Raw genomic sequence first — 15,349 nt, 5'->3', positions numbered from 1 at the left:
TTCCTACTTACAGAGGAACTTATTTAACTAGATCTAATATTTCACTTTCTGGAAGTGAAGAATCACAACGTACTTCAGTTTCTCCATTCTTATGAACTATAAAACCTGGTACAGTTACAATATTATATTTATTTCTAAATTTGTTAACATCCTTATCGGAGTAATCTTCACTATTAACATAATAAATAGTTGTGTCAACCTTATCTGCTAAGGCACTTAATTTACTTGCGAATCTACGACAAAATGGACAAGTTGATCTTCCAATGTAGACAACAGCCTTATCTTCATTAGCCAATAATTCATCTGCTTGTGTAGAAAGTACTTTCTTAAATGACTTTACATCTTCTTCATACTTATTTCCTTCAAACATTTTGAATCCTCCTATCCTTTTTAGAATATTATACCAAAGGGGAGGCTTAATATCAAATTATGTCATCTAATCCATTAATTGCAGTTTGTTCATTTTCATCAATAGGAATAACTATGCACTTTTGACCATCAATTATTTGCGACTTTATTTGAGGGATTTTTTCAGGCTTAACTTGAAGGATAACATCATAATTAGCTTCTATATTTTTATCTTCAGATTCTTCTAAATCAGATTCTGAAGCTTCTTTTAAATCAATTTCTGTATAATCTTCTGAGGCTAAATTATCATTTTCATCACTTAAGTTTTCCTTAGTATTTTTAATATCATCAGCATTAGATTCAGAAATTTCCTTGTCTGCAGCAGCCTCTTGTTTTACTTCTTCAAGCCTATTTTGGAGTATTTCTACTTGCTTTTGTAGATGCTTTTCTCTTTTTATTTGCTCATTTGCTTTAAGAACCTTTGAATCAATTAAATTTTCAGCTAATGGCAAATCATCACCAAAAATTTCCTCATAGGATTTTTCAATCTTTGTAGTAACTTCTTCAGGAATTCCGCTTTCTATTAGAATATTTTGTATATCATCTTTTTTTAGAGTTATAGGTTCTGAATCTACATCCTCATAAATAGCCTTATATTCATCAATCATATTATTTAAATTTTCTTGTACTTCCATAAAGATTTTTTCAGCCTTCTTTTCATCAGAACCAAAGGAATCTTTAATAATTGATTGGAAGGTTTCCTTTTGTATAGTAGCAGTTTGCTTTGAATCACATCCTAAGGCATTTTCCATTAATTCAGGATGAGTGTCTTTTGCATTTTTAGTGTAATACATAATAGAATTGACATCTGAACTACGGTTAATAAAAGCAGGGAATACAAATCCATTAGTTGGAGCTTCTACTACCCAGTCTCTAATACGAGCTTTGATTTTATTTTCTTCATCGAAATATCTAAGGCCAGGTTCTGAAAGTGAAACAGGACATATTGCACATAGTACATATTCATATACCTCTTCAGATTCATCTAGTTTTGCATTATCCTTAGTTTTAGTAATAACATCATAAGCATCATGAAAGATTAATATTAAAAAATTACCAGTGTAATCATAATTATCAATAATTGAATCATAGAAGCTATCAAGAAGTGTATCATCCTTTAATTGGCTACTTTTAAGCTGCATAAGAGAAATTTGCTTTTCATTTACAAGGTCATAATTAATAGGAAAATTTAATTCTAATAGGTTATTTCCTATAGTCCCAGATAGTACTTTTTTAGCTATTTCTAAGTATTTAAAATATTCATCTTCATCTAAGTTTAAAAATGTTTCTCTAAATTTTAAAATAACATGTTTTTCTCCATTTACATAGCAACCACACATTTTAGTAAAGGTGCAATGATCTTTCTTTAGTCTTTTCTTTAATTCAAGTATGTCTTTTTTTCTCATATAAAAACCTCTCAATCAAAATTAGAATCTTAATAGAATCTCATTTTAGTATAATCTTTTTTTACTGTTAGATAAAGAATTTATTATGTTAACTTTTAGATGATAAATATAGCAAAATTTTGAAGTAAAATAAAAATAAAGAAAGAATGATCTAAATATTTTTAGAATAATTCTTTCTCTATTTACAAAAGTAAAATAATAATAGAAATTATTGAGTTACTGAATAATCTCTTTTTTTAGGAATTAAAAATACTATATATCTGTATAAAGTATAAAGTACTAATAAAGTAGCTATTATTGTTTGTAATAAAACAATATATTTTAAAAATCCAACATTATAGCCAAGTTTACCTAAGTATCCCATAGTCATCTTCATTGCAATTCCACTTATAACAAAGGGGAAGGTAAAGGCTGAATAACTAGGGAAAAATGGCAATTTCAAAAGATTAGGTAATTTAAATAAAACTATAACATATATTATAAGTGATAAAGCACCTAAGAAAATTACCATTGGTAATGACTTTGTTTGTATTGATTGCATATATCCAGCAAGACAAAGGCTTACAGGAGCTGCATAGATACAAAATAGTGGTTTAGCTGGGTTAGGAATATCTTTAAATTTAATATATCTATAAGTTACAACTATTAATAATAATAAACATAATATAAATGCAAACCAAAATGCCAATGTACCTATATTAGTTTTTTCAAAAGCTGGTGCAGAAACACTTGAAATAGCTATTCCAACATAAACTATATAATATGTGGTAAAAACCTTTTTTATATCAAACTTTAAAATGAAATTTATTGTAAAGTAAATTATTAAAGCTAAATGAATAAGTATTCCTAAATACCAAATATAAATAGAACCTTGTCCTAAAAATGCTTTGGCATAAGTAGCTAAAAGCATTATAGCCATTGGAAAGGTAGCAGCAACTCCTGCCATAATAGGATTTTTCATATCTTCTTTTATCATAGCTGGATACATTATAATTTTACATAATAATAATAAACCTAATATAAGGGATATAAGGCCACAAGCTAATCTTATAGTTTCAGAATAACTTTGAAGTAAATTACCTAAAGCTGCAAATCCAAGCATTAACCCTGCAATAGGAAGTGGTATTTTCTTAATCATGATATCAACTCCTATACTGACACTAAGTTGTCTGTATTAACTAAATCTAATTCTCTTACAATGATTTCAGCAACCTTACCAGCAACCATTCCAGTATAACGTATACATTGTTCCTTATGAGCACCTACTGACATATCGAATTCCTTAGTTAGTATACGGCAACAAAGAGCATTCTTACCATTTGCATCTTTAAACCAGTCATGTAATTCCTTTGATAACTCTAAATTTTTCTCTACCTTATGATCTCCTTGTTTAGTTCTACCAAAGAATAATCCTAAAGCCATAACTCCACCTGATACTGCACCGCAAAGGCATTTAGAACGTCCTATACCTACTGGAAATCCAGAAGCCATAGCTATTACCTCTTCAGGTATATCTAATTCAAAATTAGAACGTATGGAGCTTATTAGTGCTTCAGAGCAAAAAAATCCTCCACGAAATAAATCCTCAGCATCTTTAGACACTTTTCTTATGCTTACTTCATTTTTAATATTCATGTAAAAACCCTCCCCATTTTTTATATTCATTAATATTATAACTTAAATGGTAATTTAATACAAAAAATATATTTTGTAAAAGCCTTTTAATTAGTTTATTCATAAATTATTATAAAGATAGTAGAGTAGAAGTTAGAATACTTATATTTTTTAGTAATGTTTCATAACAAGAAAATAAAAATTATTTTTGGGGAAATAAGTATATTATTTTTTAAAAAAATATGTATACTGTAGTATCATTAAGAAGTTTCTTTATGTGATTGGGGTTACAAAAGTAAATTGTATTGAGAGGTGATTTTATATGTATGAAAAGACAACTAGTATAAGTTTTAAAAGATATGGTTCTATCTATGATAATATGAAAGATATTAATGATAGAACTTTGATACATAAGGAAATTATAACTAGAGATAAAGTTATTTCTAGCTTATACAGTTTTTTAGAGTCAACTTATATAGAAGTAGTTGAAGGAATGGCATCTATATTAATAAGTGACTCTAGTAATGGAGATTTTAATCTATTTGCAATTCATAGATATTTAGAGATTAAACCCAATATGTACTTTAATATTATTCCTATGACAGATAAAGCTAAATTTAATCTAATAATACCATCAAAATATAATCTTAAGCTTGAATTTTTAAATCCACCATATGTTTATAACAGGATATTGCAAACAATAAATATACCTGAAATAATGGCATACTATTATAGTATAAAAAGTCCCAAATATAGATTTAAAGGTGAAAAACATAATTTATATGAATTGACATTTGTTGATAATGGAACTTTGGAGACAAGAATTGATGGAGTTAAATATATATTAAATTCATCAGATTTAATTATTTATGGTAAAAATCAATTTCATACACAAGCTGTAAATAATGATACATCTTGTTCATATCTAACTATTATGTTCGATATGAAATGTGATGATGATAGTTTCATTCGTAATAAAGTGTTTCATTGTAGAAAGGAATTATACAAGGCTATAAGAACTTTTGCAAAGAATATATCAAGTACAATACCATATTCAGAAAATCTTATTTTAAGTAATCTCTATGAAATTATAATTAGATTATTTCAATATGATTATTTAGAAGGGGACGATAGTAAATTACCAACAGAGTTGCAACAGCATTTTCAGGATGAATTACTAGAAGAAATAATAAGATATATTGAAGATAAGACTTGTTCTCCTATTAGCATTGAGGAAATCTGCAGTAAGTTTGCAATTTCTAGATCATCTTTACAGGCATTATTTAAAAATAATTTAGGTACATCTCCCAAAAGATATATTAATGACTTAAAATTAAGTAAAAGTAAGCAGTTAATAAAAGAAAATAAATATACAATTAGTGAAATATCCTTTATGTTAGGATTTAATTCAATCAATTATTTTTCAAGAGCTTTTAAAAAACATTACGAAATAAGACCCAGTGAATATGCCCAAAATATATATAAGAAATAGAATTAAGGAGCTGTGGTAACAACTCCTTATAATTTTCCGTAAAGGTTAAAAATATATTTTAAATTAAATAATAATAATTTGGCACTTTTTTATTTGCAGGTGTAAGAATATAGAGTAACACCTTTAACAACACGATTTACTTCCCCAGATGGACAAGGATTATCTGGGGTTAAGCCAAGTGATAATGATTTTAATACTGATAAGCTTTGAGCAAAAGTAATGTAAGCTAAGCCTAATTCAACATTATTTAAATTATTATTAATATTATAAGAATATATATAATCTGCTAAAGATTCTAAATCAGTATTAGAATTATTAGTAATTACAACTAGCTTATTCTTTCCCCTTTGAGAGCTGATTTCCTTTATCAAATCAAGTTCATATTTATAAGTGAATTCATCAGCACTAACATATACAACTATTAATGTTGAATCATCAATTATTGATTTCGGACCATGTCTAAAGCCTAATGGAGTATCAAATATTGCTACTGTTTTACCAGCTGTTAGCTCAAGGATTTTTAAAGAAGACTCTTGAGAAATTCCCTTTAAAACATTGCTACCCAAATAAACTATTCTATTAAATTCATATTCATTAACTATCTTATTTGCAATTTCAAAACCCTTATCTAAGAAATTTTGAGTTGCTAAAGATATACTACTTATTATCTCTGATTTTTCATCTAATTTATTAAGATTAAAACATAGATATGCGGCTAAATACATGTTAGTAAAGCTAGATGTCATAGCAAAGGATTGATCATGAGTTTCTTCAGCAAGATTTATTGAATAACAATTTTTAAGGTTATCAGCCATTTTAGAAAGTGAACCATATTTATTACAAGTAATAAATAGGTTATATAAATTATTAGAAATACTATTTGCAGCTTCAACAGCACCTATTGATTCAGGGGAATTCCCAGATCGTCCAAAGCTTATTAATAAAGTTGGTTTATCCTTTGATATATATAATTCAGGATCAGAAACTATATCAGTTGTTCCATAAGATTTAACTCTATAATTTAATTCTTTATTCAAATAAGAATATAAAGAGTTTCCTACAAATTCACTAGTACCGGCACCAGTAAATATTATGTCAAAATCATTGCAATTAATAACTTGATTAATAAAGTTTTGTATATCCTCCTTATTTTCTTTTATTTGTTTTAATGTTTTTAGCCAAGTTTTAGGTTGTTGATATATTTCATTTAAGGTAAATATAGAAGAGCCTTTTTTCATTTCTTTTTCATCAATATTAAAAATACTCATATTAATTTCCTCCATTTTCAATTTATATTATAATTTTAATTATAATTAAGAGTAATATAAATTCAATGAAAGTACTAAAAGATATAATATTTATGTTAAAAAGTGCAAATGTTGGAATAGAGAACTTGTATATAATGTGGATAAAATCTTTTAATCACAGAAAAAAATGGACAAGTAGGTGATGTATTAAGATTTATGGGAATGTATGGAGAGATAGTTAGTGACGGCAATCACTTAACTACTATGTCATTATATATTTTTTAAAATTATAAAGTGTTAGATTATTGTATAATTATTATAGATGCTTTAATGGCTAAAGGATATGAGCCAGGATCAAGATTTACTTTGTGAGAAAATAGGGAACTTTAATTATACTATTAATTAACGCACTATTAATCTTGCAAGTGATTAGGTGTCGATAATGAAAAGGGAAGAATAGGAGTGGGATATGGTAGAGATTTAGCGGTTCTTAATGATGATTATTCAGTACAGTAAACATATTTGTTTAGGAAAGGTGATGTTATAGTGAGAAAAGATATTTCAAGTTTATCAGGAAGCAATATATATTTAGATATGTATGGAGATAAGGTTTATTATAATATTTTTGATAAAAATGGATATATTATATCTAAGCAAATGGAAAATAAGTTTAGATTATTATACTATAGGTACTACATTATATGTATTGTAATTATTTTATTAGGGAATTATTTTCATACATGGCAAAATACATTATTAGTAGGGATAGGGGCCGTAGTTTTAGTAGAGCTATATTTTAGACTTAGCTTTTTAAAAAAATTAAAAGTAATTAAGAATTTTAAAAGAGAAAAGAAGACTTCTTTAATGGAAAGTATAATTAATAGCAAAGAAAAAGAGAGAGTAATAATGAAGGCAATTGCTTATATACTTTTAAGTATTCTTGTTATTATAAATGCAATACAACAAAATTTTAATTTAATGTTTTTAATATTAAGTACATTGGTAGCAATATATAGTTTTTATATTGGAATTATTAATTCTATTGCTTTCATTAAAATGAATAAAAATAGGATTGTGGATGTGAAAATAAAGCTTAAAAATAAATATTAAGATTTTAATCTAATTTTAATCTTTCTTATATTTCATATTAATTTTACAAAAGTATTATATAACCATAGTAAAGATAAAAATTATTTATGGGGTGAAGTTAAATGGAAAGAAATGAAATGATTGAAATCTTAATGGGTAAAGCAAATATAACTCGTAAAGAGGCAGAAGAAGCACTTGAAAAGTATAACTGGGATCTTTTAGATGCTATTTTCTACTTAGAGAGAATGGGTAAGTTTGAAGATAGAAATACTACAACAATCATTGAAGTTAAAGAAGAAAATAATAGCAAAAAGGAAAACCATAAACAAAATAAGGAGAAAAGTGGTGGCCTTGGAGAAATTGTTGGAAGAATATTTAAGTTTATAGGTAAGATGATTAAAAAGGGAAATGAAAATTACTTTGAAATAAGAAAAGAAAATGAAAAGCCTATAAAAATATCATTAACAATATCAGCACTTTTATTAGTACTATTCTTCTGGGCAGTAGGCATATTGTTAGTAGTTGGATTATTCTGTGGATATAGATACTCAATATCTGGTCCCAATATGAACTCTAAAGGTGTAAATGATATTTTAGAAAAAGTATCAGAATCAGCAGATAATATTAAAAAAGACTTTAAAGAAGGATATGAAAAGTAATATATAGTATTAATGAAGAGAGTTTGAAGTTTTCAAGGTCTCTTCATTTTTATGTGGAAATATACAAAGTAATGAACTGAATGATATAATTTAATATATATGGAAAAGATTTATAGATAAGCTTTTTCACATCATAAATAGGAGGAATATTTATGGAGGATCTTAAACTTGTAGAAAAATTAAAAGATAAAGCAAATATAAGCTATGAAGAAGCAAAAGAAATCTTAGAAGCTAATAACTGGGATATTCTAGATGCTATTATATATTTAGAAGAAAAAGGAAGAATAAAAAGACCTTCAACAAGTACTTTCTATACTAATGAAAACAAAGATACCTATAGTAATGACTATAATATAGTTATATATGATAAAAAGGAAGGAAAAAGGAGTTCAAGAAAAACAAATGGCTTTGAAGGCATTTTTGAAGCTCTATGTAGGATAATAGATACTTGTAATAATATATTTTTTGAAATATCTAAAGATGGAAGAATGTTTTTAAAAATTCCTATTACAGTATTAATACTACTTTTAATGTTTACCTTTTGGATAGTTATACCATTAATTATAGTTGGACTTTTCTTTGATATAGAGTTTTCTGTATCTTCAAAAAGAGTCAATACTGAAAAAGTAAACAAGGTATTTAAGGAAATTTCATTGTTTGTTAAAAAAATAAAGGAAGAAATCAAGAAGGGGTTTAATCATGGTTAAGATTTTAATAGTTGAGGATGAAGAGAAAATAGCTAGATTTATAGAGCTAGAATTAGTTCATGAAGGTTATGAAATAGTAAAAGCTAATAATGGTAGAATAGGTCTTGAAATGGCAGAAAAAGAAGATGTTGATTTAGTTATTCTTGATATAATGCTGCCTGAACTTAATGGGTTAGAAGTTTTAAGAAGGCTTAGAAAAACTTCTGATATTCCTGTAATTATGCTTACAGCAAGGGATGCGGTTATGGACAAAGTATCAGGACTTGATGCAGGTGCTGATGATTATATAACCAAGCCTTTTGCCATAGAAGAACTTCTAGCAAGAATAAGAACAGCATTAAAAAAGAGAGTAGTAGTAACTAAAAAAGATACTGATATTATTAAGTGTGGATTATTATCTTTAGATAAAATGAGACATAGGGTAATGTATGGAGATATAGAAATAGAACTAACTAATAGAGAATTCACTTTACTACAAATATTAATGGAAAATAAAAATATAGTTTTAAATAGAGATGTTCTTATGGATAAAGTATGTGGCTATGATTATATTGGAGAAACGAATTTAATAGATGTATATATAAGATATTTAAGAACAAAAATAGATGATAGATTTAATGTTAAGATTATAACTACTATTCGTGGAGTAGGATACGTAATAAAAGATGAGTAAGAAAAATAAAGTTAAAAATGTTACATCTATTGCAATAAAGCTTAATTCTATTTCTGTAAGAGAACTATTTTTTAAGTTCCTTTTTCTTGATATATGTATAATATTAATACTAATAGGTTTTTGGTGTATTGAAGGAGAGATAGAGTTCTATGGAGAGTTTGTGAAAACTGCAAAAAGAACTATTAACTTTTATCCTATAGAAACTGCAAGTTATAAGGTGGTTTGGGATGATGGGAAAGTTTTAGTTAAGGAAGCTAGTGAATTTCTTTATAATATTTTAAAGCTAATTAAAATTATAGGTATTATTGAAGGAATACTTTTGTTCCAGGAAATAATTTTTGGGACTTCAAGAATTAGAAGAACCTTAAAGCCTCTTAATGAAATGGCAGAAACAGCAAGTAGGCTTAGTGATATGGCTTTCGATGAAGAAAAATTTCATACTTTAGAAGATGCTATATCTAAAATTAGTCCAACAGCTTCAGATGAAAGAGTTCATATTGGAGATAATGAGCTTCAGGGATTAGAAGCGGCTATAAATAATTTACTAGATAGAATGAGAGATTCCTATAGGCAACAGGCAAGGTTTGTTTCAGATGCTTCTCATGAGCTTAGAACACCTATTTCTGTAATTCAAGGATATGCTAATATGCTAGACCGTTGGGGAAAAGAAGATGAAAGTGTTTTAGATGAGTCTATTAAAGCTATAAAAAGTGAATCAGAAAATATGAAAAATCTGGTAGAACAACTTTTATTCTTAGCAAGAGGAATAAATGGTAAAACACAGCTTCAAATGGCAGAGTTCTCACTTAATGATATGATGACTGAAGTCTTGGAAGAATCTAAGATGATAGATAAAAATCATATATATAAATATATTGAAAAAGAGAAGGTTACAGTTTATGGAGATATAGGTTTGTTAAAGCAAACAGCAAGGATATTAATTGATAATGCTGCAAAGTATACTGATGAAGGTGAACTAATAATTCTTAAAGTAGGAATAAGTACTAAGGGGGAACCTTATTTCTCTGTTCAGGATAATGGAATCGGTATGAATGAAGAGGATGTTACACATATATTTGAACGTTTCTTTAGAGCAGATACAGCAAGAGTTAGAAAAAATGGTGGAACGGGACTTGGACTATCAATAGCAAAATGGATTATTGATAATCATAAGGGATATTTTTCTGTTTTAAGTAGAAAAGACATAGGAACGAGAATAACTGTATTTTTACCTAAAAAATTATAGATTAATATAGTAGTTAATAAATTATTATATAAAATAAAAATGAGGCTGTAGCGACAGCCTCATTTTTTATAAGTATCTATTTTAAACTTTGGAATGATAAATTAGTTAGCTTTATAAGATTTAATCATCCAAAGGGCTTTTTCATATTCTGCAATTAAGCCTTCCATTAAATTAGCAGTTCCTAAATCTTCAGCATCTTCTGCCATAGAAAGGATATCTCTTGAATCCTTAATCATAGTTAAGAAATCGGCTTCTAATATGTCTATAGCTTCTTCTCCAGTTAATCCTTTGCTTTCTAATTCTTCAACAGTACCAAGTTTCATATATTCCTTCATTGAAGCAGATGGTCTAGAACCTAAAGTTAATATTCTTTCAGCTACCTCATCTAATGACTTAGCTACACCTTCGTAATATCCTTCAAATACACTGTGAAGTTGGAAGAAGGAATGACCTTGTATATTCCAATGTAAGTTGTGAATTTTAACATATAATAAATTAAGATTTGCTAAATAATCATTAAGTGATTTAACTACTCCCTCAATTTTTTTATTATCTAAACCTATATAATTTTTACTCATAAATATTTCCTCCCTTAATTAAAATAATTTTAAATTTGTATTGATTACAATATTATAATAATACTAAACTGGAAAAAAGTCAATATAATTTACCATATTTTAATAAAAAAAGTATAGTTCATATTAAAAATATATGAGCTATACTTTGTACTAACATTTATATTATTTAATTTTTATTTTTATCTTTATCTTTACAATTTTTGCAAATACCTTTGAAATAAAAAGATTGATCATGGATATCAAAGCCCTTTAAAGAATCTATATTCAAGCTATCTATATCAATTTCAATATCATAAAGAGTATTACAAACTTCACATTTAAAATGACCATGTTTCTTATCATCCAATATTTGATACTTAAATTCATTTTCGTCTATTATAATAGATTCTGCTATTTTATTCTTGATAAAAAGATTTAAAGTATTATATACAGTTGTTTTTGATAATGTTGGAATTTCATCTATTAATGCATAGTATATATCATTAACTCTTGGATGTTCTTTACTATTATATAAATATTCAAAGATTCTTTTTCTTTGATAGGATGGACTGATTCCATGATCTCTCAAATATTTTTCAATATTATCAATGAGTAACATAATTATGAATCCCTCCTTTATTCAATATATAAGTTTATCATAGTTTAAAAAAGTAATCTATAAAAATATACTTAATAAAATGTATGATTAAAATAGTAATATTAGTTATATAAAATAAATATTTAGTATATAGTTTAGATTAATTCAATATAATTATAAACCTATAGATTACTATAAACAATTATATTTATAACTTATTCATTATATTTTCTTGAAATGACCTAAGTAGTAAAAATATGATAAAATATATATTATTACTGTATAAAAAGGAGAGAGTTTATGGAAAATTTGTTAACAATAATGAATTTCTCTCATGTTTATGAAAGAGAGAAATTCTTTCTAGATAAAGAATATAATTGGATAGATTGTACAGATATTAATGGAACTAATGGGTATTGCGATGAAGATGCATTTAATGAGATAAAAGAAAAGCTAAAGGATTTAAAACCAAAGGGAATACATTTTATAGATTCAGGTAATTATCATTATGTTAGTGAATTATGGATAAATAAGATAAAAAGAGATTTTACCTTAATAGTGTTTGATCACCATTCAGATATGGTAAAACCATCTTTTGGAGATATATTATCCTGTGGTTCTTGGATAATGGATGCAATAGATAAGAATAAGTTTTTAAAAAAGGTATTTATAATTGGATTAAGTAAAGAGCAAAAACAAACAATTCCTAATAAATATTTAAGCAAGGTTAAATGTATTTGTGATTATGATTTAAAAAGTATAGATAAAGAAAAGTTATGTGGATTTTTAGATGATGAGTATCCAGTTTATATATCAATAGATAAAGATGTATTAAGTGAAAAAGTAGTTGATACATCATGGGATCAAGGAATAATGAGTTTTGATGAATTAATAAAAATTCTACATGTCATTTTATCTGATTATCAAGTAATTGGTTTAGATATATGTGGAGAAAATGATGTAAGGAAAGTCATTGAAATAAGGAATAATGATAAAGTTAATTCAAAATTAGTTAACTTCTTAGAGGAAGAAGATAAATTTTTATATTTGGACAAGTTAAATAAAAGTAACATATATTATAGCAATAAAATATAGCAATATTTGGAGGTATAAATGAAGGTATTAATTTTATCCTGCAATACAGGGGAAGGTCATAACGTAGCAGGAAAAGCAATGAAGGAAGCTTTAGAAAAAGAAGGGCATGAAGCAATTATGCTTGATTATATGAAACTTTCAAGTGATAGGACTTCGAAAGTGGTTGGAGGTACTTATATTAATATTGCAAAATATACTCCACATTTTTTCTATATTCTTTATAGAGTTGCTCTTAAGATATCATCAGATAAGAGAAAGTCACCAGTTTATTATGCAAATTCATTAATGGCAAAGCATTTAAAAAAATATTTAGATGAAAATAAATTTGATATTATTTTAATGCCACATCTTTTTCCAGCAGAAACTATGACATATATGAAGAAAAAGAAGATGATTAATGAAAAAACTATAACTATAAGTACTGATTATACATGTATTCCTTTTTGGGAAGAAACAGAATGTGATGCTTATGTAATTCCACATGAAAGAATGATGGATGAATATATACAAAGAGGAATTCCAAAAGAAAAATTATATCCATTAGGAATTCCAGTGAGGCAAGATTTTTATGTTAAAGAAGAAATAAAGAAAGCAAAGAAGAAATTAAATCTTAATGCAGATAAGCCTATGTACTTAATTATGAGTGGAAGCATGGGCTTTGGAAAGATTCAACTTTTCACTATTGAATTGAATAGACAATGCAAAGATGGTGAGCAGATAGTTGTTATATGTGGGAATAATAAAAGGTTAAAAAAACTTTTAGAAAAAGAGTTTAAGAATAAAGATAATGTAAATATTTTAGGTTACACTGATAAAATATCATTATATATGGATGCTGCTGATGTGATATATACAAAGCCAGGGGGATTAACATCAACAGAAGTTATTGTAAAAAATAAACCTCTAGTTCATACATCACCTATTCCAGGATGTGAAACTAAAAATATGGAATTTTTTATGGAAGAGGGGATGTCTTTTCATTCTAAAAAAATTGCGAATCAAATTGAACAAGGAAGGATCTTATTATATAACCAAGAGATAAGAAATGATATGTTAGAAAATCAAAGAAAAAATGCTAAACTAAATGCTGCAAAAGATATTATAAAGTTAATGAATACGTTAATTAACAAAGGGAGTAACTAGATAGGAGAAACTTATATGAGATATTTAATATTTATTATAATGGGATACCTAGAAAACATATGGCTTTAATATAAATGTCAACTTAATATTGGTTCTTCCGTAAATTTACGTTTTTTGAAAATTTTATTTTAACAATACAAATAAATATGTAAAGTCATATATTAAAATCATCGATAATACGGCATTTCACGGAAGAACCACATTTTCACTAAACTAATTTGACGATTTACAGTAAAGCAAACAAAAAAGTGGTAAAATCAAAAGTTTTTCTCCTGTTCTCTTTTATTATTATATAGAAGTTTTACATCATATCAATCTCTAGGAGTAATCCGATAACCAGACCCATATTCATCATCATCGTTGCACCAAGTATATATAAAACGGTCACCAACATAGTATGTAACTGTATATTCAAATACTCGACCATCAGTCAAAAGGCTTGGGTGGCTGACTTTTAGTAGAGCAGTATTAGCATTAATATTTAGCATCTTTATCTGTTCATCATTTGGAGTTATTGCTTCAATCGTTGTTTCATTGCTTTTGTGATTTATCTCATATGTTTTTTCGATATATTCGTATATAGAACCATCTAGCATATGTATATCCAAAGCTGGAAGTATACTTGTAGGAATATATGTATAACTTAAGGCAATTCTTACATCATCTGCTGTACGGATTCGACAGATATAATGCACTAGTTCATCCTGAGGTATATTTAGATAGTATGCAATATAGTCTAATTTATAAGCGGGACATAATTTATACTCACAAAGAATTGAACCTGGTTGTTTACCAATGGACAAAATATCTTTGCTAAAACTCCGCGTAAGACCTCTAGGCTTTCGAATATTATTTTTGTTAACAAAGCTACCTTTCCCAGCAATCCTTGTTAAAATCCCCTTTGCATTAAGGGACTCTAATGCCTTACGTGCCGTCATTCGGCTTACAGCATAATATTCACAAAGTTCATTTTCAGTCATTATCTGATCTCCAGCCTTTAATTTTCCAGAGTGTATTTGTGTTAAAATATCGTTTTCAATTTCTTTATACTTCGGTATTTTTTTCATAACCATTTTTCCTTATCTTAATGGTAGTATAATATATTTTATTATACAATTATTTGAGAAGAAGTTCAATAGATTTATTTATATAGTTTAAAATGTATATACAAATACAATTGCATTTATTAGATTTATTGACTAAAATTCATTGGAAAAGGATTAGAAAGTCCAATTAATTATATAAAACTTTGAAAAAAATAAATATAATTAAATAAAAAATACAAAAAATATAAAAAATGTATTGATAAATGTATATACATATGATAATATTAAGATAACAAATTTGTTATCTTTGAAGATGTAATAAGTGATACATTTTCATAGAGTATTTATTCGGAATTTATATTCTGTATA

Annotated in this window: 16 protein-coding genes; 8 read left to right on the top strand and 8 right to left on the bottom strand. The window is 26.6% G+C overall.

Features of this window, described 5'->3' with window-relative positions:
- Window positions 1-19: 19 nt before the first annotated feature.
- The 4 genes from ACFYH6_RS17865 to ACFYH6_RS17850 form a co-directional block, all read right to left on the bottom strand.
- The gene (locus ACFYH6_RS17865; protein WP_416179876.1) at window positions 20-370 is read right to left on the bottom strand and encodes a thioredoxin domain-containing protein; all 351 of its coding nucleotides are present in this window, start codon (window positions 368-370) and stop codon (window positions 20-22) included.
- A gap of 52 nt (window positions 371-422) precedes the next feature.
- Window positions 423-1,814, bottom strand: a complete 1,392-nt coding sequence (locus ACFYH6_RS17860) for a DUF4317 domain-containing protein (RefSeq protein WP_416179877.1) — start codon at window positions 1,812-1,814, stop codon at window positions 423-425.
- Window positions 1,815-2,022: 208 nt separating this feature from the next.
- Window positions 2,023-2,952, bottom strand: coding sequence for a TDT family transporter (locus ACFYH6_RS17855; RefSeq protein ID WP_416179878.1), 930 nt, complete (start codon window positions 2,950-2,952; stop codon window positions 2,023-2,025).
- 11 nt (window positions 2,953-2,963) lie between these two features.
- On the bottom strand, window positions 2,964-3,449 hold the full coding sequence (locus ACFYH6_RS17850; protein ID WP_316343243.1) for a C-GCAxxG-C-C family protein: 486 nt from the start codon (window positions 3,447-3,449) through the stop codon (window positions 2,964-2,966).
- A 301-nt stretch (window positions 3,450-3,750) separates the two neighbouring features.
- Here ACFYH6_RS17850 and ACFYH6_RS17845 point away from each other — a divergent pair, with 301 nt between their 5' ends.
- The gene (locus ACFYH6_RS17845) at window positions 3,751-4,920 is read left to right on the top strand and encodes a helix-turn-helix domain-containing protein (RefSeq protein WP_416179879.1); all 1,170 of its coding nucleotides are present in this window, start codon (window positions 3,751-3,753) and stop codon (window positions 4,918-4,920) included.
- A gap of 89 nt (window positions 4,921-5,009) precedes the next feature.
- Here ACFYH6_RS17845 and ACFYH6_RS17840 read toward each other — a convergent pair whose 3' ends face one another.
- The gene (locus ACFYH6_RS17840; protein ID WP_416179880.1) at window positions 5,010-6,188 is read right to left on the bottom strand and encodes an SIS domain-containing protein; all 1,179 of its coding nucleotides are present in this window, start codon (window positions 6,186-6,188) and stop codon (window positions 5,010-5,012) included.
- A gap of 525 nt (window positions 6,189-6,713) precedes the next feature.
- Between ACFYH6_RS17840 and ACFYH6_RS17835 the strand changes: the two genes are divergently transcribed.
- From ACFYH6_RS17835 to ACFYH6_RS17815, 5 genes are all read left to right on the top strand, one after another.
- Entirely contained in the window at window positions 6,714-7,277 is a 564-nt protein-coding gene (locus tag ACFYH6_RS17835; RefSeq protein ID WP_316343669.1) for a hypothetical protein, read from the top strand.
- 101 nt (window positions 7,278-7,378) lie between these two features.
- Window positions 7,379-7,915 carry a DUF4342 domain-containing protein gene (locus ACFYH6_RS17830; RefSeq protein ID WP_316343668.1) on the top strand — a complete coding sequence of 179 codons (537 nt, stop codon included), beginning with the start codon at window positions 7,379-7,381 and terminating at the stop codon, window positions 7,913-7,915.
- A gap of 152 nt (window positions 7,916-8,067) precedes the next feature.
- Window positions 8,068-8,622: a ubiquitin gene (locus tag ACFYH6_RS17825; RefSeq protein WP_416179881.1), complete on the top strand. Its 555-nt coding sequence runs from the start codon at window positions 8,068-8,070 to the stop codon at window positions 8,620-8,622.
- Complete coding sequence (locus tag ACFYH6_RS17820) at window positions 8,615-9,295, top strand: response regulator transcription factor (RefSeq protein WP_316343666.1); 681 nt, start codon at window positions 8,615-8,617, stop codon at window positions 9,293-9,295. The genes ACFYH6_RS17825 and ACFYH6_RS17820 overlap by 8 nt, the downstream gene beginning before the upstream one ends.
- On the top strand, window positions 9,288-10,541 hold the full coding sequence (locus tag ACFYH6_RS17815; RefSeq protein ID WP_416179882.1) for a sensor histidine kinase: 1,254 nt from the start codon (window positions 9,288-9,290) through the stop codon (window positions 10,539-10,541). The genes ACFYH6_RS17820 and ACFYH6_RS17815 overlap by 8 nt, the downstream gene beginning before the upstream one ends.
- A gap of 101 nt (window positions 10,542-10,642) precedes the next feature.
- Here the strand turns inward: ACFYH6_RS17815 and ACFYH6_RS17810 are convergent, their stop codons facing one another.
- Together ACFYH6_RS17810 and ACFYH6_RS17805 are read right to left on the bottom strand one after the other, a co-directional pair.
- Complete coding sequence (locus ACFYH6_RS17810; protein WP_416179883.1) at window positions 10,643-11,119, bottom strand: Dps family protein; 477 nt, start codon at window positions 11,117-11,119, stop codon at window positions 10,643-10,645.
- 166 nt (window positions 11,120-11,285) lie between these two features.
- Window positions 11,286-11,717, bottom strand: a complete 432-nt coding sequence (locus ACFYH6_RS17805; protein WP_416179884.1) for a Fur family transcriptional regulator — start codon at window positions 11,715-11,717, stop codon at window positions 11,286-11,288.
- A gap of 279 nt (window positions 11,718-11,996) precedes the next feature.
- Here ACFYH6_RS17805 and ACFYH6_RS17800 point away from each other — a divergent pair, with 279 nt between their 5' ends.
- Window positions 11,997-12,791 carry an arginase family protein gene (locus tag ACFYH6_RS17800; RefSeq protein ID WP_416179885.1) on the top strand — a complete coding sequence of 265 codons (795 nt, stop codon included), beginning with the start codon at window positions 11,997-11,999 and terminating at the stop codon, window positions 12,789-12,791.
- 18 nt (window positions 12,792-12,809) lie between these two features.
- Entirely contained in the window at window positions 12,810-13,934 is a 1,125-nt protein-coding gene (locus ACFYH6_RS17795; RefSeq protein WP_416179886.1) for an MGDG synthase family glycosyltransferase, read from the top strand.
- Window positions 13,935-14,245: 311 nt separating this feature from the next.
- Here the strand turns inward: ACFYH6_RS17795 and ACFYH6_RS17790 are convergent, their stop codons facing one another.
- Window positions 14,246-15,001, bottom strand: coding sequence for a GntR family transcriptional regulator (locus ACFYH6_RS17790; protein WP_416179887.1), 756 nt, complete (start codon window positions 14,999-15,001; stop codon window positions 14,246-14,248).
- Between the last annotated feature and the right edge of the window lie 348 nt (window positions 15,002-15,349).

Source organism: Clostridium sp. HCS.1 (assembly GCF_047900555.1).
Lineage (GTDB): Bacteria > Bacillota > Clostridia > Clostridiales > Clostridiaceae > Clostridium.
Note: the sequence above shows the minus strand (reverse complement) of the source record. Positions and strands in the feature narration are given on the sequence as shown.